Raw genomic sequence first — 23,527 nt, forward strand, 5'->3', positions numbered from 1 at the left:
AGCGCACGCCTTACGGCGTAAGCGCAAGCGCACGCTAAGAGCGAACGCGCAGCGTGCGCTTTGCGCTTACGCCAGATGCCTAGGTCGGGAAACCCTCATCAAGCACTGGTCTCACCGCAACGCACTGGCTCTCCTTTATAAGGAGAGGGTTAGGGTGAGGTCAAGCAGGAATTATAAGTAATTAAGCGGACATGATATGAGATACACCTTACAAATTACTTTTTATATTGCCACGGACTACATTTTTGTGGCACATATAGAGATGATGTGACATAACGAGTGGATCTATGGTCGAATCATCTAAACATATTGAAGTCCATTTAGGTCGCCAAGGACGTTTGGTTATTCCTGCTGCTCTGCGGCGGCTGTTGGGTTTTGAGGAGGGAGATACGCTAGTTGCTCGTCCTGAAGAGGGGCGGCTGATTTTGGAAAAGCAGGAGGCGATTAAACAGCGGCTGAAAGCTCGGTTTTCGCAATTGCCAAAACAGAGAAGTCTGGCGGACGAGTTGATAGCGGAACGACGCGAGGAAGGTAAGCGGGAAGTGGGCGCATGACGGTGGTGTTGGATGCGTCAGCAATGCTAGCCTATTTGCAGGATGAGCCTGGGGGTGAAGCGGTTGAAGTCGTGCTGGCTGAGTCGGTGATTTCGAGTGTGAATTGGGCGGAGGTGGTGCAGAAATCTGTAGCTGCGGGTGTGGTGATAGATGGAATGCGCGAGGATTTGGAGGCGTTAGGGCTGATCTGCGCTCCCTTTACTCCTGAAGATGCCGAGATGGCGGGAAGACTCTGGTTGCAAACTCGACAGGTTGGTTTGTCTTTGGGTGACCGTGCTTGCTTGAGTTTGGGAATGCGTCTCAATGCTTCGGTTTTGACAAGCGATCGCATTTGGACAACGCTCGGTTTATCTTTGGATGTGCAGGTGGTTCGGTGATGAGAGGTCAGATGAATCGGCGACTGGAGGTATAGCGATCGCCCTCCTTCAAAATGACAAGCGCGGTGATTACCGTGATGGTGTTCAGGTTGATCGGCAAATCTTCGCTTTTTTACCAGAAAATAACCGTATTGTCAAGCCATAACGAGAACGTTGGTCTTTAGAAAATCAACGGGATGAGTGCTTTGCTGATATGTATGTGCATCCCCAGGAGGTAGATTATAACATTGAGACGTTGTTTGAACTGATTTGTGCTTCAGGATTGGATTTTGTTGGTTTCTCAAATCCGGTTTTTTGGCAGATAGGCAGACTTTTGGACAAAGCGCCAGAGTTAATGGAACGAGTAGCTAACTTAGGTGAGATCCAGCGTTATCGTTTGATAGAGTTATTAGATCCAGAAGTGACTCACTACGAGTTTTTTCTGAGTCGCCCACCTTTACCGAAGGCTGATTGGTCAGCGGATAATGATTTATTAACGGCAATTTGTGAGCGAAATCCTTGCATGGATGGTTTTCCCAGTCAATGTGTCTTCAACTACGATTACCAGATTGTGAATTTATCACCACAAGAGTTGAAGTTTTTACAAAGCTGGAATGGTGTTTCAACAGTAGACGAGATTTTAACCGACTCATCATTGGGGTTAGATGGAGTGAGAAGGCGGCTGTTGCAACAGCTGCTGATTTTGTTGATACCAAGTTAACCAAACAAATTGCCAAAATCCCAACAAAGCAGGCGGCGAGGGAAAAGGTAGAATAGAAATTAAGAGGATATCTACCTTTCAAGTTGATTGCGACTCCTCATCTCGCCACAGCTCTCAACACGGAATTTCAGGATAGAGGGATTGGTAAGGATTTGTCCTGTTCATCCATATTTTCCGTGTTAATTATCCTTTTTGTACTTGGTGCATCTACCTGGTGTCTTTTGTTTGGGGACAATAAGTTAATTGTTTTTTTCTAAAGTATTGTTACCCAATCGTGATATGATTCAGCTGGCTGAAGATGCAGTCAACACAATTAGCTGTAATGGTTTCAAGTCTCGTGAGCTTGTCAAACGAATCAACTGATCCCACACCAACAACACGACAAGATTCAAGACCTGGTTTTGAGGACACAGAACCAGACAACTCGATGCATGAGTTCTATGGACTCTACCAAGAGTTGTTGCTCATTACTCTTGTCTTGACAGGGATTATATTTATCTGTGTTTGGATATTTTATTCCCTGAACATTGCTTTAAATTATTTGCTCGGAGCATGTACAGGTGTGGTTTACTTGAGGATGTTGGCAAAAGATGTTGAGGGTTTGAGTGGAGAAAAAAAACAGTTGAGTAAAACTCGATTTGCGTTATTAGTAGCGGTTATTCTACTAGCATCGCGATGGAATCAACTGCAAATCTTACCCATCTTTTTGGGATTTCTTACTTATAAAGCAACACTCCTCTTTTATGTAGTAAGAGGGGCATTTGCCTCCTCCTTGCCAAAGCTCCGGTAGCCATAAACAGCAAAAAGCAAACTGTGCGGGAGGACGGAACTTTTCCAAGAGGAAAATCCACCCCGCGAACCCGCTCCACTTCTCCAGGTAAGATTGGAGAAATGATAGATTAGGTTAGGAAAATGGTGAATTTTCTGAATGCCCTAACTTCTGTTCCCCTTGGAGAACTAGAAGTAGGTCATCATTTCTACTGGCAGTTAGGCAATCTAAAACTGCATGGACAGGTCTTCCTCACCTCCTGGTTTGTGATTGGTCTTTTGGTCGTAGCTTCACTAGCTGCTACTAAAAACATCCAAAAAATTCCCAGTGGTATCCAAAACCTAATGGAATATGCTTTGGAATTTATTCGAGACCTCACAAAAAACCAGATTGGAGAGAAAGAGTACCGTCCTTGGGTGCCGTTTATAGGCACACTATTTCTGTTTATCTTCATATCCAACTGGTCGGGTGCTTTAATTCCCTGGAAGCTGATCAAACTTCCATCGGGAGAGTTGGCTGCTCCAACCAATGACATTAATACGACAGTAGCACTGGCGTTATTGACTTCTTTAGCTTACTTTTACGCAGGTTTTAGGAAGCGTGGTTTGGGGTACTTCAAAAAGTATATAGAGCCAACGCCTGTCCTGTTACCGATCGCGATTCTAGAAGATTTCACCAAGCCCCTCTCCCTAAGCTTCCGTCTATTTGGTAACATTTTGGCGGATGAATTAGTTGTAGGAGTGCTGGTTCTTTTGGTTCCTCTGTTTGTACCTTTGCCAGTGATGGCTTTAGGTTTGTTTACCAGTGCCATTCAAGCCTTGGTTTTTGCCACCTTAGCAGCGGCATATATTCATGAGGCGATGGAAGGACATGGTGGCGAAGAGCATGAGGAAGCACATTAAAATCAGTGAACAGTGAGACCAGTACTTGATGAGGGTTTCCCGACAGAGGTAACTGGCGAACCCGAAGGGTGATCAATAAAGAGTTATAACTGGTAACTGATAACTGATAAGTGATCACTGCTTAGAACCCTCAGCTGATGTCATGTTAGATTTTGGATGCTCGAATTTTCGCTTTCGATGCAAAATCTAAAATCTAAAATCTAAACACAAAAATCGTTCGTTTTGTACTAAAGGTAAGGAAAATCAACATGGATCCATTAGTTTCTGCTGCAAGCGTTCTTGCTGCTGCTCTAGCAATTGGTTTGGCTGCAATTGGTCCTGGTATTGGTCAAGGTAATGCTGCAGGACAAGCAGTAGAAGGTATTGCTCGTCAACCAGAAGCAGAAGGTAAAATTCGCGGTACTTTACTGTTAACCTTGGCATTCATGGAATCCCTTACCATTTATGGTCTGGTTATTGCCCTAGTACTACTGTTTGCTAACCCATTTGCCTAAAACCTAAAACTTTTCCTTAGTTTTGGAGACGTGAACGCTCACGTCTCTATACCTGATAAGGATAAAAGTTGACCCTTGATGGCTATGGGGTCTTGATGATGATCAAAAGTAAGATGATTTTTCGCCCGTGAAAAGTGCTGTTGTAGCCAAAGAGGAGAGAAATGTTTGATTTCGATGCAACCTTGCCCTTGATGGCAGTGCAGTTCCTGCTGTTGGCAGCTCTATTGAATGTTATTTTCTATAAGCCACTGACCAAGGCACTAGACGATCGCGATAACTATATCCGAACGAATAACCTTGATGCTCGTGAACGCTTGGCTAAAGCTGAGCGATTAACTAAAGAATATGAGCAACAATTAGCAGAAGCTCGTAAACAATCGCAAGCGACTGTCGCTGCAGCTCAAGCAGAAGCTCAGAAAACCACTGATCAGAAAATCGCTGAGGCGCAAAAAGAAGCTCAAGCTCAACGAGAACAAGCGGCACTTGAAATAGAACAGCAAAAGCAGGAAGTTTTGAGTTCCTTAGATCAACAGGTAGATGCTCTCAGCAGGCAGATACTAGAAAAACTATTGGGACCTGTTTTAGCTAAATAGAGTAGCTGAATGCGCGATCTCACATTAATTCGATAAGTATATACGTAGCGGGGCGCAAGTCGTCCCACAACGGTAAAATAAGTGTCAAAACTGGCACTTTTTTTCCCTTAGGGAATTTTCAACCTACTAAGCAAGGGAGCAGCGCAGTCGTAGATGGGTATCATTGGTAGTAGTTTTTTACTTGCCACAGAAGCGGTGGCAGAAGGTCACTCAGAAGGTGGTTTCGGTCTAAACATAGACATTTTTGAAACCAATCTGATTAACCTAGCGATTCTGGTTGGCATACTATTCTACTTTGGGCGTAAAGTTCTTAGCAATATCCTCAGCGAACGACGCTCAAGTATTGAAACGGTAATCAAAGAAGCAGAAGCAAAGGCAAAAGAAGCAGCAGTTGCCCTGTCTAAGGCACAGGAACAGTTGACGCAGGCTCAAGCAGAAGCGCAACGCATCCGTAAAACTGCTGAAGAAAATGCACAGGCAACTCGTGAAGCCATTTTGGCACGAGCAGCAGAAGATGTGGAACGTTTGAAACAAACAGCTGTTAAGGATTTAGACACACAAAGAGACAGGGCGATCGCCGAACTGCAACAATATGTAGTGTCTAAGGCATTGCAAAAAGTTGAGTCAGAACTGCAGACAGGCATTGCCGACGACGCTCAACAGCAATTAATTGACCGCAGCATAGCGCTATTGGGAGCTTAGGGATGAAAAGTAATATCGCAATGGCGGAAATATCCCAGCCTTACGCACAGGCGTTGATGTCAGTCGCACAATCCAAAAATTTAACAGATCAGTTCGGCGAAGATGTCCGTTCTTTGCTAAGCTTGCTTTCTGAAAGTGAGCAGCTGAAAAATTTTCTTGAGAACCCATTTGTGTCGCTAGATGACAAAAAGGGAGTCATCAACCGTGTCCTTGGTGACGGCGCTAACGCATACTTCCGCAATTTTTTATTGCTGCTGGTAGATAGACGGCGCATTTCATTGCTGGAACCAGTTTTACAGCAATACTTGGTGCTGTTGCGGCAACTCAAACAAATTGCTCTGGCCGAAGTGATTTCTGCTGTCCCCCTGACAGAGGAGCAGCAACAATCAGTAAAAGATAAAGTCATCGCACTGACAAAAGCTCGCGAGGTCGAATTAGAGACAAAAATTGACCCCGAGTTAATTGGTGGTGTGATTATTAAGGTAGGGTCTCAAGTCATTGACGCCAGCTTACGGGGCCAGCTGCGCCGTATCTCCTTGCGTTTAAGTGGCTCTTAAAGCAGTCAACAGTAAACAGTGAACAGTCAACAGTGAACAGTGATAACTGAATAACTGATAACTGTAAAAGGTACCGTCTCGCAATAAAGAGAAGATAGACAAATGGCAATTAGCATCAGACCAGACGAAATCAGCAACATTATTCAGCAACAAATAGAACAATACGACGAACAGGTCAAAGTTGCTAACGTTGGAACCGTTCTGCAAGTAGGTGACGGTATTGCTCGTATTTATGGTCTAGACAAGGCCATGGCTAGTGAGCTACTGGAATTTGAAGACGGTACAATTGGCATCGCCCAAAACTTAGAAGAAGACAACGTTGGTGCGGTGCTGATGGGCGAAGGTCGTGATATTCAAGAAGGTAGCTCCGTAACCGCCACTGGTAGAATTGCTCAAATACCCGTGGGAGAAGCCTTGGTTGGACGAGTTGTCGATGCTTTAGGTCGTCCAATTGATGGTAAGGGAGAAATCAAGACCGAAGAAACCCGTTTGATTGAATCTCCAGCACCAGGTATTGTGGCGCGTCGTTCCGTACACGAACCCATGCAAACTGGTATCACAGCGATCGACGCAATGATTCCCGTCGGTCGTGGACAGCGGGAATTGATTATTGGTGACCGTCAGACTGGAAAAACTGCGATCGCCGTAGACACCATCATCAACCAAAAAGAAGAAGACGTGATCTGCGTCTACGTCGCAGTCGGTCAAAAAGCTTCCACCGAAGCTAACGTTGTGCAGACGTTACAAGACAAAGGCGCTCTGGACTACACTGTTGTCGTCGCCGCTAACGCCAGTGAACCAGCCACCCTTCAATTTTTGGCTCCTTATACAGGTGCTTCGATTGCTGAGTACTTTATGTACAAGGGTAAGGCAACTCTAGTTATCTATGATGACCTCTCCAAGCAAGCCACAGCTTATCGTCAAATGTCTTTGCTGCTGCGTCGTCCTCCCGGACGTGAAGCTTATCCTGGAGACGTGTTCTACATCCACTCACGTCTGTTGGAACGTGCGGCTAAGCTGAGTGACGAATTGGGTAAAGGTAGCATGACTGCTCTGCCAATCATCGAAACTCAAGCAGGTGACGTATCTGCTTACATCCCCACCAACGTAATTTCGATTACAGACGGTCAGATCTTCCTGTCTTCCGACTTGTTCAACTCTGGTATCCGTCCCGCTATTAACCCTGGTATTTCCGTATCACGGGTGGGTTCAGCTGCTCAAACCAAGGCAATGAAGAAAGTTGCTGGTAAATTGAAGCTGGAGTTGGCACAGTTTGACGAACTGCAAGCCTTCTCACAATTCGCCTCTGACTTAGATAAAGCAACTCAAGACCAGCTGGCACGGGGTGCGCGCTTGCGGGAACTTTTGAAACAGCCACAAAATGCACCGCTATCGGTGTACGAGCAAGTCGCTCTTCTTTATGCTGGTATCAACGGTTACTTAGATGAGATTCCAGTCGAAAAAATTACTGGGTTCAGCAAAGGGCTGCGCGAGTACTTAAAGACCAGCAAACCTCAGTACGTTCAAGGAATTCAATCCAAGAAAGCACTGGGTGATGAAGAAGAAGCACTCTTGAAAGAGGCAATTAACGAATACAAGAAGACCTTCTTGGCAACAGCATAATTAGTCAAGAGTCATTAGTCATTAGTCATTAGTAAAGAGCTTAATGGCTATTGACTCTTGACTAACGACTGAAGACTAACGACTAAGGACAAAATTTATGCCAAATCTCAAAGCAATACGCGATCGCATTCAATCAGTCAAAAATACCAAAAAAATTACAGAAGCCATGCGGCTGGTGGCTGCAGCGCGGGTGCGTCGCGCTCAAGAACAGGTGCTATCCACCCGTCCCTTCGCCGACCGCTTGGCGCAAGTTCTGTACGGTCTACAAACCCGTCTGCGTTTTGAAGAAGCAAACTTACCACTGTTGAAAAAACGGGAAGTTAAGTCAGTAGGGCTGTTAGTGATTTCAGGCGATCGCGGTTTGTGCGGCGGCTACAACAACAACGTTATCAAACGTGCCGAAAATCGCGCCAAAGAACTCAAAGCAGAAGGTGTAGACTACAAATTTGTCATCGTAGGACGCAAAGCAACCCAGTATTTCCAACGTCGTGAACAGCCAATAGACGCTACCTATACTGGTTTAGAGCAAATTCCTACCGCTGCTGAAGCCAACAAGATTGCTGACGAATTGCTTTCTTTGTTCTTGTCAGACAGTGTAGATCGTATTGAGCTTGTCTACACCAAGTTCGTCTCCTTGGTGAGTTCTCGTCCGGTAGTGCAAACGCTGCTTCCTCTTGACACTCAAGGTTTGGAAGCACAGGATGACGAAATTTTCCGCTTAACAACCCGTGGAGGTGAATTTGAAGTCACACGAGAGAAAGTAACCGCTCAAACCCGTACTTTATCCAGTGACATGATTTTCGAGCAAGATCCAGTACAGATTCTCGATTCCTTATTACCTCTGTATCTGAGTAACCAGCTTTTGCGGGCGTTGCAAGAATCAGCTGCCAGCGAACTTGCGGCGCGGATGACAGCAATGAGCAATGCCAGCGACAACGCCAAGGAACTGATGAATGCCCTCACTTTGTCTTACAACAAAGCGCGGCAAGCCGCAATTACCAATCAAATCCTAGAGGTTGTCAGCGGTGCTGAGGCACTAGGAGGTTAGGAAATTACTCATAGCAAATGAATAATAGCTAATTGCTAGTTGTGTTGAAATTAGCTATTAGCTATTTTTAATTGTTGGGGCTTTTTCACCAATGGAGGCTAATGATGACACTGACGACATATGGATCTTTGTGTACTGAGGTTTATGATATCACCAAGCCCATTGATGGAAAGTACCCTGACGTTCCATACTACATCAAACATCTTTCTAAAATTGGTGGCAGAATTCTTGAGGCGATGGTTGGCACGGGACGGCTACTCATCCCCCTACTAGAAGCTAATTTGAACGTTGAGGGCATCGATTCTTCAGAAGATATGCTTGCTTGTTGCCATCGGCACTGTACGCAAAAGGGGTTGAAACCAGTTCTCCATCATGGTTCTGTAGAAAACCTTGACCTCCCTGGGAAATTCAAAGCGATCATTGTGTCCTTCGGTTCTTTTATGTTGCTAGAGAAGCGAAATGCTGCTGTCGCCGCCTTACAAGCTTTTGCACGACACCTTGAACCCCAAGGTCGAATCTTCATCGATTTGGAATTACCCATCGAAGATTTTAAGACTGAGAATATCGTAAGGCAGCGATCGCCTATTGAGTGTCCTGATGGTTCAACAATTCTTTTGCAAATCACTTCGGAGATTGACGGGCTGAATCAACTCAACATGAGTGTGATTCGCTACGAGAAGTGGAAGGACGGAGAACTCATTGCCACAGAGTTACAGCGGTTACCCCTGCACTGGTTTGGGCGAGATGAATTTATCATGTGTTTGCAGGAAAACGGTTACAAGGACATTACCTTATGCGCCAACTATACTGACGGACTACAACCAAGTTCTCACAAAGACACCTTGTGTTTCTGTGCAGCACTGGCATGAACCAGAAGACCAAATCCCACCAAAATCTCAAATTTAGCTCCTGAGTGGCACATTTGAAAATAGCGTATTATAATCGTACTATAGGTAAAACACATGGGTCCGTAACGGTTTCGACAGGTTGGCGAAAGCTACTTTGTGAAACAGGTCGAGAGTGAGTCGTCTCTCGAAAATCCAAGGCTCAACATAAAGTAAATGCAAACAACATTGTACCTTTTGCTCGTAAGCAAGCTGTAGTAGCTGCCTAATAACCTCTTTTCGGTTCGAGCGTCTCTAGTTTGACTCCGTTAAGGATTAGAGACCAACCCCCAACGGATGCTCTAGCAAGTGTCTCTGGTTCGCTTGTTAGCTAAGACTTAACCAGAGCATCCTAGCGTTCGGGATAATGAACGTTCCCCGCCTTGAGGGTAAAAGAGGCTAAGCCTGTGAACGAGCGGGGGGTCAATACCCAGTCTGGACAGCAGTTCGACTCTGCTCGGATCCACTAAAAAATATCCGCAAATCCGCCTGACAGTTTTATGTGATGGCGGATTTCATTTTTTCTGGGCGCTTAAAAAAGTTGTTTGGCAAAGATGTTTCTAAAAACTTATTTAACAACTATATGGCTCGTACAGGTTATACCCTGCCAGTGTTTGCAGTAGCCGCTGCTAAGGCTGCTCTTATGCATCTGCGTGAAAAAATAGATTCTCAACTCTCGGTTGAGATTGATCTGCTTTCTCAAACAGCAGAAATTTCGATTTCTCAAGTTGCAGCTTTAGACTCCCAAAGTGCTTTGGCTGTGACACTCAGTGATCCAGGTGATAACTTAGATTTAACAAAAAACACGCCCATTTGGGCTTGGGTAAGGTTGTCACAAAGGCAATCCCAAGCCTTGATTTTAGAAGCAGGAGAGGGTTTAGGAAAAACAACCTCTGGAGAACCAGCGATTTACAGTTATGCCCGTCGCCTGTTTGATGCCAATTTACTATCTCTGATTCCCCCAGAGCAAACGGCAACGGTATCAATTATTCTTCCTGAAGGGCGTCAATTGGCGCAACGTACTTCTAATGAAGCCTTTGGCATTTTAGAAGGGTTAGCTTTGTTGGGAACCAGTGGAATTTCTCAACCTTTGTCGGCGGCTGACTATTTAGAAGAATTTCGTTTGTCGTTGCAGGCGAAAGTCAAAGTTTGTCCTGGTTTGGTGTTTTGTATTGGTAGCAATGGTATGCAAGTTGCACAACGTTTAGGCATACCAGAATCAGCAGTTGTGCAAACTGGGAATTGGATTGGTGCAATGCTTGTAGAAGCTGGACTATATCAAGCAGCTTCTGTTTTGCTGCTGGGATATCATGGCAAACTGATTAAGCTGGCTGGTGGCATTTTCAATACGTCTAGTCATTTAGCAGATGCCAAATTAGAAATTATAAGTGCAGCAGTTGTTGCTGTTGGTGGTGATGTACAAACAGCACGGGCAATTTTAGATACTAAGACTGCAGATGCAGCACACAAAAAATTAATCGAACTAGGACTGGCAGAATCAGTATTTGGGATACTAGCAGAAAAAATTAGTCAGAAGGCTACTGCTTACGTGCAAAAATATGCTAATGTTGCCCTTAAAGTTGGTACTGTATTGTTTGACCGCAAAGGCGAAATCATCAGCCAAGACTTGCACGCAAAAGAACTTTTGAGTTTTGATCAAAACTAAGAAAGTTCTCATCAAAGGTGTGATGTACTCCCTTCGGCTAGCCCCTAAGGGGGCGCTGCGCAAACGCTCAGCGAGCGTTCTTCTGGTGGCTGAGCGGAGTCGAAGCCAGCGGAGGGATGCATTGAGTTTGTCGAAGTGTCGAAGCCATCACCACCGAAACCAGTCAACCGACTGTAATGAGTTTCATTTTGACACTCAGCTAACTTATGCAACAAATTTGTATCCCCTACAATCAAAGCTTGCTTCTTCTTCCGACTCCAACCTTGCACCTGCTTCTCACGCTCAAAAGCATCAACTACGCGCTCATAATACTCACAGAAAATCAGCTTCACAGGCAACCGTTTTGCTGTGTGATTTGCACCCAGACCTTGCTGATGTTGCCTGTGAAGCTGTTCTAGATTCTTGGTACTACCTGTGTAATAACTACGATCAGCGCACTCAAGAATATACATATAAGCCATAAATTGATTTGTGCGATCGCTTCGCTTCTTTTCTAGTTACATATAAAAGTGTTCCCTTCGACTTCGCTCAGGGAAGACTCTGTTACTAGATAAATGGCTTTTACCAGCTATGGCTTTTGCTGGCTGAGCGAAGTCGAAGCCAGCATCACTCACAACAACCCTGAGCGCGATCAAATACTATTTGTCGCAAGTTATACCAAGTTGCAATCAAAAGTACCACCTGTCATTGCGAGTGAAGCGTAAGCGCAAAGCGCACGCTAAGAGCGAACGCGCAGCGTGTCCGTTCGGCTTTGCCGTGCCGCAGGCTCAGGACTCAGCGGAATGAACCAATCTCCCCTAAAGTGCTATTACAACAGAACGCAACTTGGTATTAGTAGAAATGTAAGTTTTGCTCATGCACTTTGTTGTAACTTGAGCAGAGCTTGAGCTTTAGCAAGACGTACTAAATGCTCAATAAACTCATAATGTTGCCACAGACAGCGATCGCTTTCATCTAAACCTTGAGTACGATTTTGTCTAAAAGAGATTCAATTTCAGCTTGAACCATAGGCGAAAGACGGAGAGCTAAAATTTCTTCAGGAGATGGTAACTTTGCTAAAAACTCTAAAACTTCAGTCAGTCCAGAAAAACCTGTAGAAGGATTAGCCGTCATTTCTCGCAATCCTAGAGCCAAAATCTGGGGTAAATCTTCCTTGTGAGATTCTAAATTGCGAGCAATCTCATCAGGTATATCTAAAGTAATTTGCATAATTTTTTATCTCGATATTATAACTTATATCTAGACAGTGCAGCTATTCCCTACACCCTTACACCCCTAGCTTTGCTCAAAACCGAAAACCAAAGTTGTAAAATTGCAACCTTCCATAACCGAGAAATTGACCATGAGGTTGGTCTCCCGGCGGAAACGCCGTGACTCCAAATAGGTAGACACCAGCAACCGTCGGGTTCTGCACTGGCTTGAGAGCTAGTGTGATGGTTCTACCTGGAGATACTGGCGGATCAAATATGAGCGATAGTGTTTTGGTTTTGCTGTCCCTTGTCACATCTTTCAAAGCAAGCTTTGCACCTTCTTTGGAAGGCGTTCCTTCAAAAGCAGAAGTGTGTCGCAAGTCAAAGCGCACACGATCTACTCCTTCACGCTGATGAATGGTAATTGTTTGCAGCGGTTCTCCAGCATTTTCTGGCAGGCCAATGGTAAAATAGTATGTTGGGTAGAGTCGATGAGGAGTATTATCTCCTGCACCTCTCTGTTAGAACCGGACGTGCGCTTTTCAGTGCATCCGGCTCCCGATGTTTTAGGGTTTCCCCTTGCTCATGTGTATGTAATCATGGCAGCTTTCATGTACAGCAGTGAGGTTATTGGTTTTCCAGTTGCTGTGATTGCTGTCAATGTGGTGCAGGTGAACCGTTTCTCCTGATAACATTTTCATATTACAATATCCACATGTATGGTTTTGCCTTTTTAGGGCTTTAGAGGTTTCGTTCTGATATAACTTACTATTGCGTTCGCTCCAGTATGTTATATCTCCATCATAAGGAGATTTATTTCCTTGTACGATGATGTATTCTGATTTTGGAGTTCTGGGAAATGCTTTTTTAATCAGTTCGGTACTGGATTCTTTGGTATTTCCTTTTTCCCTATTAAACTTTTTGAATGCTGCATTGTTTGTATGCCACAGTGAGAATCGTGACCCTCGTAATGAGCAAAGTTTATGATAGTTCCTCCATCCTCTAACCAAGGGTGCTAGTTTTTCAGCTTTCTCCTTGGAACCATAGTTAGAGCACTTGACGATGGCTTTTACTTTTTTTCGGAACGTTTTGTAGTTGTCCTCTGAAGGGACACAGTTAAACTTTCCGTTGCTCTGCACCTTGATGTGCCAGCCAAGAAAATTGAAGCCTTCAGTCGATGCGGTTACTTTGGTCTTTTCTTTACTGATACTCATTCCTCTTTCTGTAAGGAACTGGCTTACCTTTTCAAGTATCTCTTCGGCGTTATCTTCGGGTCTAAGCATTATGATCATGTCATCTGCATATCTGATGCATGGTTCCATGATATCTTTCGCAGCCGTCTTGGGGCTTATTTTGAATCCATTGCGGTGATATCTATGTGCGCTTTCAACACCGTTGAGTGCGATGTTTGCTAGTAACGGACTTACCACACCACCTTGAGGGGTTCCTTGTTCGGGAAAGTCGGGATGTATTCCGGCTTTTAAGCAGCGGAAGATACCGATTTTCAGACTTTTTGGTGCTATCAGGTTATCCATGATAGTTGTGTGGTTTATTCTATCGAAACATTTTTCGATGTCGATTTCTAGGACTCGCTTATTTATTCCGTTTGCTTTGGAGTTTAGATTGCTGAATGTGGCTTTTAGTGCATCGTGAGCACTTCTACCTGGTCTGAATCCATAACTCTTTGCGTGGAATGTCGCTTCGTGTGCTGGTTCTAGTGCGTATTTTGCTAGGCATTGCCATGCTCTATCCGCAATAGTGGGGACTTTGAGAATTCTGGTTTTACCGTTTTTCTTAGGTATTGGGATTTCTCTTAATTTGCTATGATGCCAATTAAGGTAATGATTCTTGAGGAGTTCCTCAAGTTGGAAGCGTTCTTCGTGACTGAGGGACGCTTTCCTATCAATACCCGCAGTCTTTTTACCAGCGTTTAGTTGAGTTACTTGACGAATAGCCAGAAATCTTGCAGCTTGGGATTTTAGAATCAGTTTTTGAAGTGACCGCGCTTTTCGCATGTCTCCTGCTTTAACTGCTTTGAACAACCTAACTTGTAGGCGGAATAGTTCCCGGCGGAATTTCTTCCAGGGGAGGTTTTTCCAAGATTCACTAGTATTGCTACTGTGCCTAATCATACTCTACTCCTATTGATTGTTTTCTAAACACCTTGCAGCAATTACGCCGCATCCTACCCGAATTAGGAGAGTTCCGTATCCCGTCTTACCTACCTGGTTTTCGACCTTTCCAGGACTCCTAATCCGTTTTTATTCGTTCCTCGGTGTGGATTTTAGGACTTTTAGGTGTAACCACTTCGACTGTTAGAATCCCTTGCTCTTTATCGCTCTTGGGATAATGGCGATGGGGTTGTATCTCTAACTGAGTCAGGGGGTATTGGTATTTATGCCCTGCTTACGTATAAGTCGCTTTTTTAGGTTCTGTTTCACCGTGAGTCTTCCCTATTAGCGCCAGTGTCAGCCCATAACAGCCGTCTGATTGCGCCCTGTTCCCAGCTTCAGTCTGTAAGATTCCGAGCTTACTCGCTGTGGGCAGATAAGGAGTCACCTCTGAGCTTGAGGGGAAGGACTTTCACCTTCATCCTGTCCGAAGTTCAACTCTGTTGAGTTGGATACTTTAATATGCCGAGGGGCATTTTGGGTATCAACGAATCGCACCACCCCATACATAAGTATCCTTGTAGGTGGTCACTGCACCCAGCAAGGTCGGTGGTTGGACAAAATAGACTTTACCATCTCGTAACTCAACCGCTTGACTCAAGTCCGCAGTGTATCCGCCTATGACTGTTGTACAAGCAATTGCTGTACTTAAGAAAAATGCTACACGCATTGTTTTGCATCCGGTCGTTCTATAGCGGGTAAAAGACCATACAGATAATTCCCTGTGGTTAGGAAACTAGAGCTAAATATCAGCTTTTGAATGCACGTTAGCACAACTTGAATAAAATCAACAGGAGCTATCGCTTCTGTTGTATCAGCCTCTGTTAATTCTGGTGGATAAGCTCATAGATTCGGTACACTGATTGTAAAGTCGAGTATGACAGAAGCACAAGAAGCAGGGACATGAGCCAAGATTCTAGTCGAAAAAATGCTGTCATACAGGTTGTGCCGCAGTCGCCTATTTTATGGACTCAAAATGTTATCTCAGACATTTTGCGTGTTGAACAACATCATCAGCCTGCAAATGGAACATCTCAGTGTTGTTTACCTAATTACCTACTCAGCATTCATCTCGGGCATCCTATTCAGCTAGAAAGGAGGGTAGACGGGCAACGTAGTAGCGATTGTATCGCTGTTGGGGACATTATGATTTCGCCTCCCCATCTTCATCGCCAGTTGTCTTGGGATACAGATGCAGAATTTTTGTTACTTCGCCTAGAACCGAAGCTATTTACTTGTGCTGTGCATGAATCTGTTGATGAGGATAATGTGCAAATTTTGCCACAGTTGAAAATTCGTGACCCCTTGATTCAACAAATCGGTTTGGCACTCAAAGCAGAATTAGAAATAGATGGATTGAGCGATCGCCTTTACGCTGAGTCAATGGCAAATGCGTTAACAGTTCATCTATTACGGCGCTACTCGACACGACAGCAGAGAATTCCAGCTATCTGTGGTGGATTACCCAGCTATAAACTACAACTGACGATTGACTATATCCAAGCCCATTTAACAGAAAACCTGTCATTAGAGGCGATCGCTACGGAACTAGGTATGAGCCAGTATTACTTTGCTCGACTGTTCAAACAATCTACTGGCTACTCTCCCTACCAGTACTTAATTAAATGCCGGATCGAACGCGCCCAGGAATTACTCATACAAAGTCAGCACAGTATTGCAAATGTTGCCCTACAAGTAGGTTTTGCAAATCAAAGTCAATTTGGTAGACATTTTAAGCGCCTCACCGGAGTGACACCGAAACAATTCTTCAGAAAATAGCAAGAATCTGCTAAAAACGCAAAAAACGGATATACCTGAGTACAACAGCTTTATATCGTTGGTTGAGTATTTCACATTGATTCTTCTGACCTAACCATACTCAGTCAACACAAGAGGATAATTTGATGCTCAGCGTTTTTAAGAATAATCCAGTTCTGGCAGAATTAGATATTTTTGTTACCCAGCCCGATCAACAGTGGTTATTGGTCGATAGTTTGATAACATACACCGAAAACATTCTGAAAAAACAGCCTGGATATACTGCTTGTGCAATTCTTCGCAGCTTTGATGGCTTGCGTGTTATTAATTATGTGCAATGGCAGAACCAAGCGGATTACGATACATATATCAACAATCGAGATATTGCCCTAGCAACACAAATTACAGGTTTCTTGGCTCCAGATTCCCATCTCTACGAAATTTTCATGAGTGAACCTGCTGATAGTCCAATGCAAATCACGGCTGATGAGGGTCAATTGATCAATTTCGGCATCTTTAAATTGAAAGATCCCGCTAATCAACCTCGGTTTCTGGAGTTCACCGCAGAAGCCATCCAGCAAATCTCAGGACAATCTGGATTAATGACAACTCACTTTCATCGCTCGCTTGATGGCGCTCGTGCTATAAATTATGGGTTGTGGAGTTCTCAACAAGAGTACGCCAAAATGAATGCCAATCCCCCGATGGCTGAACCGCTGCTGCAAATGAGATCACTCGCGAATAACGAATTTCAAATGTCATTGTATGAAGTAGTGTTTACCTCAGTTTTATCGCCTGCCATTTTTCCTTAATCTTTTTTTACAAAGTCTAGTTTATTTCTGTCCTCCTACTTAGACATAATGAAATACAAAACTTAATGTAGGTTACACCCTTGGCACGAAACCCAACATTCATATTCGTTCTGATGGGTAACGCTTACGCTCTACCCATCCTATAAATAATTGTGACTGAAGTAAAAAATACTTAAATAATTTTGCAAAGTTATAACAACTTTGTAAAAGATTATTGACTTGTGTTGTCAAAGTGCCTTGTTAAGTTAGAAACTAAAAATATAAACACACGCAATTATTCACAATTATGCAGGCAGTTTCTAGCGTCGAACTTAAGCGACCGATTTGGCAAAATGTTGCCATATTAGCTTTAGGCTTTTGGCTCAGTGCCAGCTTATTTCTTGACTTGGTAATTATGCCTAGTCTTTACGTTTCTGGCATGATGACTCAAGCCAACTTTGCTTCAGCTGGCTATGCGCTTTTCTGGAATTTTAATCGTATCGAATTGCTGTCTGCTGGCTTAGTATTAACCAGCGTGTTAGCTGTGTGCAACAGCCAATCTCAGTGGCGTCGCGGTGCAATTATTTTGTCTGTATTACTGCTGGCTATCGCTTCTATTAACACCTACTTGTTCACTCCGCAAATGTCTGCCCTCGGAATCGAACTGAACCTGTTTGAGACAACAGCTGAAATTCCAGCAAGTATGAATATACTGCATGGTGGTTACTGGATTTTGGAAACAGTAAAACTATTGGCAGGTGGCACACTTTTGAGCTGGTGCTGGCGACGATAACTGGATGAGGAATGATCAATGATAAAACACTTCATTCCTCGTTGTTAAAAAATAACAGGCGTATTGCAAGTATGGCAAATCCCACGGCGGCGATCGCTTTCAACAACCTTGTAGGTAATACCTCTGACACCGCTCCCCCCGCCAAAGCTCCTAAAAAGCTAGTCAAAAGCAGTGCGCCAGCGGTACCAAAAAACACCGCACGCGGAGATTGACTACGACCTGAAAGCGCAATTGCAGCTAACTGGCTTTTGTCACCCAATTCTGACAAAAAAACCGTAATAAAGCTTAATCCTAAAAGATGCCAATCCATAGTTAGTCAAGAGTCAAGAGTTAAGAGTTTTTATCAGTCACACAGGTTAATTAACTAAATTATTTGGAAATTACCAAATCCGAAAATAACATTAACGAAATTAGCAGCAGCATTATCCCTGCTGCTTTTTCTATAGTTTTTGGGGAGAGTCTGCTAGCGATCCAACTACCTAACGCGACACCCAATAGACTAGTCATGACTAGCGCGGTGGCAGATCCCAAAAACACAACCCACGGAGAATGTGATTGCGCACTCATCAACAGAGTGGATAGCTGTGTCTTGTCACCAATTTCCGCCAGAAAGATGGTCAAAAATGTCGTGGCGAAGATGACTAGTGGGGTTTCCTGCTTAGTCGGTTTCTCACAATCCAAAGGTGACGACGCCTCAACTAAGGTAGTTGGACTATTGCTATCTAGTTCATCTTTTTGCTCTAGCTGGCTTTGGGTTGCAGATGTAGTAAGGTTCAAGGGCTTGGAGTCAAGTTTCACAGGCTGTATTTTTTTGCTAGTTAAGTTTTTTTCATATTTCTCTCATTTTCTCAAGATTTTTCACAAATAGCAACCGAGGACTCCCACTGATTTATTCCCTACAGGACTTACGCAACGAGATCCTTCGTTATGGGAGGGTATAAGGGGGTAAAAGTGTAGGGCGGTGTGCGAGGAAATGTACGCGAGATGGTGCATTTGCCAGCATGAAACAGCCAGGGCACTCAGCTATCGATTATACTTTCAAGAAACACAGGGAACAGGGAACAGAGAACAGAGAACAGGGAAATGGTGTTTCTTTCATTCGTTGGGGGCGTGTAATCGCGCCCCTTGGGCGCTCTCAAGCAACACCTAAAATTTTTGTTGTTCAATTGTCGTTCAATAGTTGGAGGACGGCACCTTTCCCTGCCATGCTTAATATATGAAAGGAATTCTGCCCTAATTTGTGATGAACCTACCCACCTCAAGTCGTTTACAATTTACACCTGATTTAAACATTTGTCGGGTTTTAAATGGAATGTGGCAAGTCTCTGGTGCGCATGGACGCATTGATCCAAAAGCCGCTATTCAAAGTATGTTCAAATATGTGGATGCAGGCTTTACAACATGGGATTTAGCAGACCATTATGGACCAGCAGAAGATTTTATTGGTGAGTTTCGCCGTCAATTGATTGCAACTCGTGGTAAAGAAGCTTTATCCAATATTCAAGCCTTTACGAAATGGGTACCTCGTCCTACCAAGATGACAAGAGAATTGGTTGAAGAAAACATCAATATCTCTTTGAGAAGGATGGGCGTTGAATCTTTAGATTTGATGCAGTTTCACTGGTGGGAATACCGCGATAAAAATTATCTAGATGCCCTCAAATATATGGCAGAACTGCAAACAGAGGGAAAAATTAAACATTTAGCTTTGACTAATTTTGATACGGAACATTTGCAAATTATTACAGATGCTGGCATCAAAATAGTTTCTAATCAAGTGCAATTTTCTCTGGTTGACCGCCGTCCAGAAGTGAATATGATTCCGTTTTGTCAACAGCACGACATAAAACTTTTCACATATGGCACAGTTTGCGGTGGTTTGTTATCTGAAAAGTACTTAGGTAAACCGGAACCACGAGGGTTTGACTTAACCACTGCCAGCTTGAGAAAATACAAAAATATGATAGATGGTTGGGGTGGTTGGAGACTTTTTCAAGAATTACTTTCTACCCTGAAAGAAATAGCTGATAAATACAATGTCAGTATCTCCAATGTAGCAGTGCGTTATATTTTGGATCAGCCAACTGTTGCAGGTGTGATTGTGGGTGCAAGGCTTGGTGCATCTGAACATATAGAAGACAATCCCAAAGTTTTTAACTTCACACTGGATGCTTAGGATTTCAATCAAATAAATGCTGTATCTGGCAAGTCACGGGATTTGTATCAGTTGATTGGTGACTGCGGGGATGAATATCGGCGCTGAGTTATTTTGTTGTTAGACTAATTATCCATGCAGATGCGTTTAATATTTATTAAACGAACCGCCAAGTCGCCAAGCACGCCAAGAATGAGAGAGTAAGTATTACTCGTTCCCAAGGTGGGGAAACCTCTACCACCTTGATCCCGACTGCGACTTCCATTGATTTGTTAGACTGAACACACAAAGGACTGTTCAGTTAATTCTCTGGTAACGCCAGCTTTTTGAGGCTACTGATGCTTACAAGTACTCTACTTCTGTCCAAACAACTCCCAACCTTACAATACTCCTTCACACCAGAGCGATTTGATGAATCTTGGGAAGCACCCCTGTCTACGCTTTTGGGACTGGGACGTGCTGCTGGTGCTGATTTTATTGAATTCTTTTTAGAACGTGTTAACTATATTAGCTGCTTAGCAGAGGAAGACGCCATCACCAGCATTACACCGCGTCTTTCTACGGGTGCAGGAGTCAGAGTATTTCGTGGCAAAGCTGACTGCTACGTTAGCACGAACGACCTTTCCTTTTCTGGTTTGAAAGCAGCTTTGGAAAAAGGTCTTTCTATTTTAGGATTGCAACTTCCTGCGCCCAACGCTTTCATTCCAGAAATCAACTTGGAACTGCTGCGAGACTACGCCAGCAAAAGAGGTAAAGATGGCTGGCTACCTCTGTGCACTTCCATGCGAGACATGGGAGATATTCTCCTAGAAAGTACTACCCAACTCCAGCAAAAAGCAAGTCATGTACAATCGCGCCGCGCTACTTATTTCCGTGATTGGCAAGAAGTGCTAGTCGCCGCTAGTGATGGTACCTTTGCTCGTGATATTCGCCTGACTCAGTCGGTCGCACTTATGCTGTTATGTGCTGACGGTGCTAATCGCGCTTCCCTCGCCGAACGTGGTGGTAACACTAGTGATCCCAATTTCCTGAAAGCTTGGGATCATAAACAAGCGGCAGAGCAAATCGCAGAATCAGCAGGCAAAATGCTCTACGCTGATTATGTAGAATCAGGCACTTACCCCATCATCATGGCAAATCACTTCGGTGGGGTTATCTTCCACGAAGCCTGCGGACACCTGTTGGAAACCACTCAAATTGAACGCAACACCACTCCCTTTGCTGACAAGAAAGGTGAGAAAATTGCCCACGAAGCTTTGACAGCTTGGGATGAAGGACGAACCGAAAACGCCTTCGGCACAATTGATATGGACGACGAAGGTATGCCAGTTCAAAGAACGCTATTAATAGAAAAAGGCGTTTTAAAGAACTTCTTGGCAGATAGAACAGGTTCAGTACGCACTGGACACCCCAGAACAGGTAGTGGACGCCGCCAGAGTTTTGGTTATGCTGCTGCTAGCCGGATGCGTAACACCTACATTGCTCCTGGCGAATATAGCACTGATGATTTATTTGCTTCTATAGATAAAGGTATTTACTGTAAGAAGATGGGCGGTGGTAGCGTTGGTGCTACAGGGCAATTTAACTTTGGTGTAGATGAAGCTTATTTGATTGAAAATGGCAAAATCACCAAGCCACTCAAAGGAGCTATCTTGATTGGTGAAGCGAAGGAAATTATGAATAAAATTTCCATGTGTTCTCAAGATTTATCCCTTGCTCCTGGTTTTTGTGGTTCTGTTAGTGGCAGTATTTACACAACAGTAGGACAACCACACATCAAGGTTGATTCGATTACCGTAGGTGGACGCTAACTCGTTCGCAGCTTCTTAACTCGTTCCTAGCCTCTGGCTGGCAATGCCTTTTATGTGGCTCTGCCACATGATAATAGGAGGCAGAGCCTCCTGTAATACACTCCCAGGTAGAACCTGGGAGCAAGAAAACACGCGAATATAAAATTGACGAACTATGCCAAATATCAACGAAATTGCAACTTATGCCAAGGAAAGTGCTGGTAAACTTGGCATCAAAAAATTCGATATCTATGGCTCATCAGCAGATGGAACGAGTGTGCAAGTGGATCAAGGTGAGCCAAAGCAAGTAAAAGCTTCTAATCTTTCTGGTGTCACCGTTCGTGTTTGGAATGAAGACAACACAATGGGTGTCACAAGCACAACCGATGTAGATTCCAAAGGACTTGAATTAGCTTTAAAAACAGCTTACGAAGCAAGTTTTTTTGGTGTAAAAGAAAACGTCCCTGATTTTAGCCCAGAGTCTACGGTTCCCCTGGATAATTCATCACACGACAAAGCACCCCAAGCACCGGTTTCTGATCTGATAGAAAGTTTGTTAGCTGCTGAAAAAGAAGTCCTCGCCGCTCATTCTGCGATCATTGGAGTCCCTTATAATAGTTTGTCGCAAAGAGATTTTGACAGATTTTATCTCAACAGCGATGGTGCGATGAGAACTGAATCTGGCTCAACATCGTCGATTTTTCTTTATAGCAAAACTGAGGAAGATGGAAAGAAACCTCGCAGTGGTGGCGCTTTTAGAATTAGCAAAGGTTTAGATCATCTAGATATCAATGGTTGCATCAAAGAAACTGCAGAGAAAACTATCAGCCACTTGAATTATGAAAAAATCAAGACTGGGAAATATCGAGTTGTTTTCTCTCCAGATGCTTTCTTGAGTTTATTGGGTGCTTTTTCTAACTTGTTTAATGCTCAAAGTATTCTGGACAAGCAAAGTTTATCTACCCCTGATGATTTAGGAAAGGAAATTGCTGTTCCGCTGCTTTCAGTGTACGATGACGCATTACATCCAGCAAACATCGGTGCAGAAACTTTTGATGGTGAAGGAACTCCCACCCGCAAAGTTTCGTTAATTGAAAATGGCGTTTTAACAGGCTTTCTCCACAGTGCAGGTACTGCAAAAAGGATGAACGCTCAGCCGACAGGTAACGCTAATATTGGTGCAAAAGTCTCTGTCAGTCCGAATTTCTATCATGTTTTTGCAGCCGCACCTGGTGAGGTGGAATTGAGTTTGGAAACAGCAGAAAATGTCGTTTTTATTGATGAGCTACAAGCTCTGCACGCAGGTGTGAAAGCTTTACAAGGTTCCTTTTCTCTACCATTTGATGGCTGGCTTGTCAACAAAGGTGTTAAGACAAGCATTGAGTCTGCAACAGTTGCTGGAGATTTTCTCGAAGTCCTCAAATCAATTACTTTTATCGAAAAAGAACCAGAGTTGACTCCTGGAGGTGTATGTCCCAAAATCTGGGTTGATGAACTCTCGATTACTGGAGACTAAGATATCGCAAGAGTTTTAGGATTGTTGCTTAAATATAGCTTGATCCTAATACTGTTCAGTTAAGAACAATTGTACGTTGGGTTTCGTATTTGTGGAATCCAACGAATTCTCATTTAAACACAAATCAAAAGTTGGAAGTTAGAAGTGGCAAGTCTCAAATCTTGCACCCAGAAAAATTGATGGTATTTAGTCACTCAGTATTAAATCAAAAGTTCTTTATTTAGGGACAAAACCTAAGAAAAATTATCTAACTTTCCCTTGCATCTTTTTAGGTTGTACGGTTTTCTACAAATATCTGCAAGATATGAGCCTCCAACTAGGGGTTAAGAGCGCTAGCAACATAATTCGCGAAACTAAATCCCCCTTCTTAAAACAGTTATCAGTTATCAGTTATCAGTGAGCCAGCGCTATGCAGGAGGGTCTCCCGACCTAGGCGACTGCGTAAGCGCAAGCGCACGAATCGAGCGTTGCAAGAGCGTCTGTGCAGGAGATAC

General features: G+C 43.8%; 24 protein-coding genes, 1 other RNA gene and 3 pseudogenes. 21 read left to right on the forward strand and 7 right to left on the reverse strand.

Annotation, left to right across the window (positions count from 1 at the left end):
* Positions 1-287 precede the first annotated feature (287 nt).
* The 14 genes and pseudogenes from AC5590_RS34145 to cbiD all read left to right on the forward strand — a co-directional run bounded on the left by AC5590_RS34145 (position 288) and on the right by cbiD (position 10,869).
* Positions 288-554, forward strand: coding sequence for an AbrB/MazE/SpoVT family DNA-binding domain-containing protein (locus tag AC5590_RS34145; RefSeq protein WP_169267643.1), 267 nt, complete (start codon positions 288-290; stop codon positions 552-554).
* The gene (locus AC5590_RS34150) at positions 551-931 is read left to right on the forward strand and encodes a type II toxin-antitoxin system VapC family toxin (protein WP_169267644.1); all 381 of its coding nucleotides are present in this window, start codon (positions 551-553) and stop codon (positions 929-931) included. The genes AC5590_RS34145 and AC5590_RS34150 overlap by 4 nt, the downstream gene beginning before the upstream one ends.
* A gap of 34 nt (positions 932-965) precedes the next feature.
* Positions 966-1,631: pseudogene (locus tag AC5590_RS34155) on the forward strand (SAM-dependent methyltransferase); the annotation flags it as partial.
* 337 nt (positions 1,632-1,968) lie between these two features.
* A complete protein-coding gene (locus tag AC5590_RS34160; protein ID WP_169267662.1) occupies positions 1,969-2,421 on the forward strand; it encodes an ATP synthase subunit I in 453 nt (150 codons plus the stop codon).
* A gap of 122 nt (positions 2,422-2,543) precedes the next feature.
* Positions 2,544-3,302 carry a F0F1 ATP synthase subunit A gene (atpB, locus tag AC5590_RS34165; RefSeq protein WP_169267645.1) on the forward strand — a complete coding sequence of 253 codons (759 nt, stop codon included), beginning with the start codon at positions 2,544-2,546 and terminating at the stop codon, positions 3,300-3,302.
* Between the two features lie 248 nt (positions 3,303-3,550).
* Positions 3,551-3,796, forward strand: a complete 246-nt coding sequence (gene atpE / locus AC5590_RS34170) for an ATP synthase F0 subunit C (protein ID WP_015112744.1) — start codon at positions 3,551-3,553, stop codon at positions 3,794-3,796.
* A gap of 161 nt (positions 3,797-3,957) precedes the next feature.
* On the forward strand, positions 3,958-4,389 hold the full coding sequence (locus AC5590_RS34175) for a F0F1 ATP synthase subunit B' (protein ID WP_169267646.1): 432 nt from the start codon (positions 3,958-3,960) through the stop codon (positions 4,387-4,389).
* A gap of 153 nt (positions 4,390-4,542) precedes the next feature.
* Positions 4,543-5,091, forward strand: a complete 549-nt coding sequence (locus tag AC5590_RS34180) for a F0F1 ATP synthase subunit B (protein WP_169267647.1) — start codon at positions 4,543-4,545, stop codon at positions 5,089-5,091.
* A 2-nt stretch (positions 5,092-5,093) separates the two neighbouring features.
* Positions 5,094-5,648: an ATP synthase F1 subunit delta gene (gene atpH, locus AC5590_RS34185; RefSeq protein ID WP_169267648.1), complete on the forward strand. Its 555-nt coding sequence runs from the start codon at positions 5,094-5,096 to the stop codon at positions 5,646-5,648.
* Between the two features lie 102 nt (positions 5,649-5,750).
* Positions 5,751-7,271 carry a F0F1 ATP synthase subunit alpha gene (atpA, locus tag AC5590_RS34190; protein WP_169267649.1) on the forward strand — a complete coding sequence of 507 codons (1,521 nt, stop codon included), beginning with the start codon at positions 5,751-5,753 and terminating at the stop codon, positions 7,269-7,271.
* 97 nt (positions 7,272-7,368) lie between these two features.
* Positions 7,369-8,319, forward strand: coding sequence for a F0F1 ATP synthase subunit gamma (locus tag AC5590_RS34195; protein ID WP_169267650.1), 951 nt, complete (start codon positions 7,369-7,371; stop codon positions 8,317-8,319).
* 104 nt (positions 8,320-8,423) lie between these two features.
* Positions 8,424-9,188, forward strand: a complete 765-nt coding sequence (locus AC5590_RS34200) for a class I SAM-dependent methyltransferase (RefSeq protein WP_169267651.1) — start codon at positions 8,424-8,426, stop codon at positions 9,186-9,188.
* A gap of 95 nt (positions 9,189-9,283) precedes the next feature.
* Positions 9,284-9,672, forward strand: a transfer-messenger RNA (tmRNA) gene (gene ssrA / locus AC5590_RS34205).
* A gap of 114 nt (positions 9,673-9,786) precedes the next feature.
* Positions 9,787-10,869 (forward strand): cobalt-precorrin-5B (C(1))-methyltransferase CbiD, encoded by a 1,083-nt coding sequence (gene cbiD, locus AC5590_RS34210; RefSeq protein ID WP_169267663.1) that lies wholly within the window; start codon positions 9,787-9,789, stop codon positions 10,867-10,869.
* A 44-nt stretch (positions 10,870-10,913) separates the two neighbouring features.
* On the opposite strand, the gene AC5590_RS34215 is transcribed toward cbiD, so the two are convergent.
* Entirely contained in the window at positions 10,914-11,330 is a 417-nt protein-coding gene (locus AC5590_RS34215; RefSeq protein WP_169267652.1) for a GIY-YIG nuclease family protein, read from the reverse strand.
* 93 nt (positions 11,331-11,423) lie between these two features.
* On the opposite strand from AC5590_RS34215, the gene AC5590_RS34220 reads away from it, so the two are divergent.
* Positions 11,424-11,573: a hypothetical protein gene (locus AC5590_RS34220; protein WP_169267653.1), complete on the forward strand. Its 150-nt coding sequence runs from the start codon at positions 11,424-11,426 to the stop codon at positions 11,571-11,573.
* Between the two features lie 250 nt (positions 11,574-11,823).
* Here AC5590_RS34220 and AC5590_RS34225 read toward each other — a convergent pair whose 3' ends face one another.
* The 4 genes and pseudogenes from AC5590_RS34225 to AC5590_RS34240 form a co-directional block, all read right to left on the reverse strand.
* Positions 11,824-12,078, reverse strand: coding sequence for a hypothetical protein (locus tag AC5590_RS34225; RefSeq protein WP_246162564.1), 255 nt, complete (start codon positions 12,076-12,078; stop codon positions 11,824-11,826).
* 76 nt (positions 12,079-12,154) lie between these two features.
* A pseudogene (locus AC5590_RS34230) lies at positions 12,155-12,550 on the reverse strand (DUF2808 domain-containing protein); the annotation flags it as partial.
* Between the two features lie 75 nt (positions 12,551-12,625).
* Entirely contained in the window at positions 12,626-14,191 is a 1,566-nt protein-coding gene (locus AC5590_RS34235) for a group II intron reverse transcriptase/maturase (RefSeq protein ID WP_169267654.1), read from the reverse strand.
* Between the two features lie 523 nt (positions 14,192-14,714).
* Positions 14,715-14,900: a hypothetical protein gene (locus AC5590_RS34240; RefSeq protein ID WP_169267642.1), complete on the reverse strand. Its 186-nt coding sequence runs from the start codon at positions 14,898-14,900 to the stop codon at positions 14,715-14,717.
* A 233-nt stretch (positions 14,901-15,133) separates the two neighbouring features.
* Here AC5590_RS34240 and AC5590_RS34245 point away from each other — a divergent pair, with 233 nt between their 5' ends.
* From AC5590_RS34245 to AC5590_RS34255, 3 genes are all read left to right on the forward strand, one after another.
* The gene (locus tag AC5590_RS34245) at positions 15,134-16,009 is read left to right on the forward strand and encodes a helix-turn-helix domain-containing protein (RefSeq protein WP_169267655.1); all 876 of its coding nucleotides are present in this window, start codon (positions 15,134-15,136) and stop codon (positions 16,007-16,009) included.
* A 125-nt stretch (positions 16,010-16,134) separates the two neighbouring features.
* Positions 16,135-16,800 (forward strand): hypothetical protein, encoded by a 666-nt coding sequence (locus tag AC5590_RS34250; protein WP_169267656.1) that lies wholly within the window; start codon positions 16,135-16,137, stop codon positions 16,798-16,800.
* Between the two features lie 286 nt (positions 16,801-17,086).
* Complete coding sequence (locus AC5590_RS34255) at positions 17,087-17,572, forward strand: DUF4149 domain-containing protein (RefSeq protein ID WP_169267657.1); 486 nt, start codon at positions 17,087-17,089, stop codon at positions 17,570-17,572.
* A gap of 31 nt (positions 17,573-17,603) precedes the next feature.
* Here AC5590_RS34255 and AC5590_RS34260 read toward each other — a convergent pair whose 3' ends face one another.
* Positions 17,604-17,882 carry a TMEM165/GDT1 family protein gene (locus tag AC5590_RS34260; protein ID WP_169267658.1) on the reverse strand — a complete coding sequence of 93 codons (279 nt, stop codon included), beginning with the start codon at positions 17,880-17,882 and terminating at the stop codon, positions 17,604-17,606.
* Between the two features lie 59 nt (positions 17,883-17,941).
* Positions 17,942-18,370 carry a TMEM165/GDT1 family protein gene (locus AC5590_RS34265; RefSeq protein WP_169267659.1) on the reverse strand — a complete coding sequence of 143 codons (429 nt, stop codon included), beginning with the start codon at positions 18,368-18,370 and terminating at the stop codon, positions 17,942-17,944.
* A 445-nt stretch (positions 18,371-18,815) separates the two neighbouring features.
* On the opposite strand from AC5590_RS34265, the pseudogene AC5590_RS34270 reads away from it, so the two are divergent.
* The 3 genes and pseudogenes from AC5590_RS34270 (at position 18,816) to AC5590_RS34280 (ending at position 23,033) form a co-directional block, all read left to right on the forward strand.
* A pseudogene (locus AC5590_RS34270) lies at positions 18,816-19,835 on the forward strand (aldo/keto reductase).
* A 230-nt stretch (positions 19,836-20,065) separates the two neighbouring features.
* On the forward strand, positions 20,066-21,538 hold the full coding sequence (locus AC5590_RS34275) for a TldD/PmbA family protein (protein ID WP_169267660.1): 1,473 nt from the start codon (positions 20,066-20,068) through the stop codon (positions 21,536-21,538).
* 154 nt (positions 21,539-21,692) lie between these two features.
* Positions 21,693-23,033, forward strand: a complete 1,341-nt coding sequence (locus AC5590_RS34280; protein WP_169267661.1) for a TldD/PmbA family protein — start codon at positions 21,693-21,695, stop codon at positions 23,031-23,033.
* Positions 23,034-23,527: the final 494 nt, after the last annotated feature.

This window comes from Brasilonema octagenarum UFV-OR1, assembly GCF_963888615.1.
In the GTDB taxonomy this organism is placed as follows: Bacteria; Cyanobacteriota; Cyanobacteriia; order Cyanobacteriales; family Nostocaceae; genus Brasilonema; species Brasilonema sennae.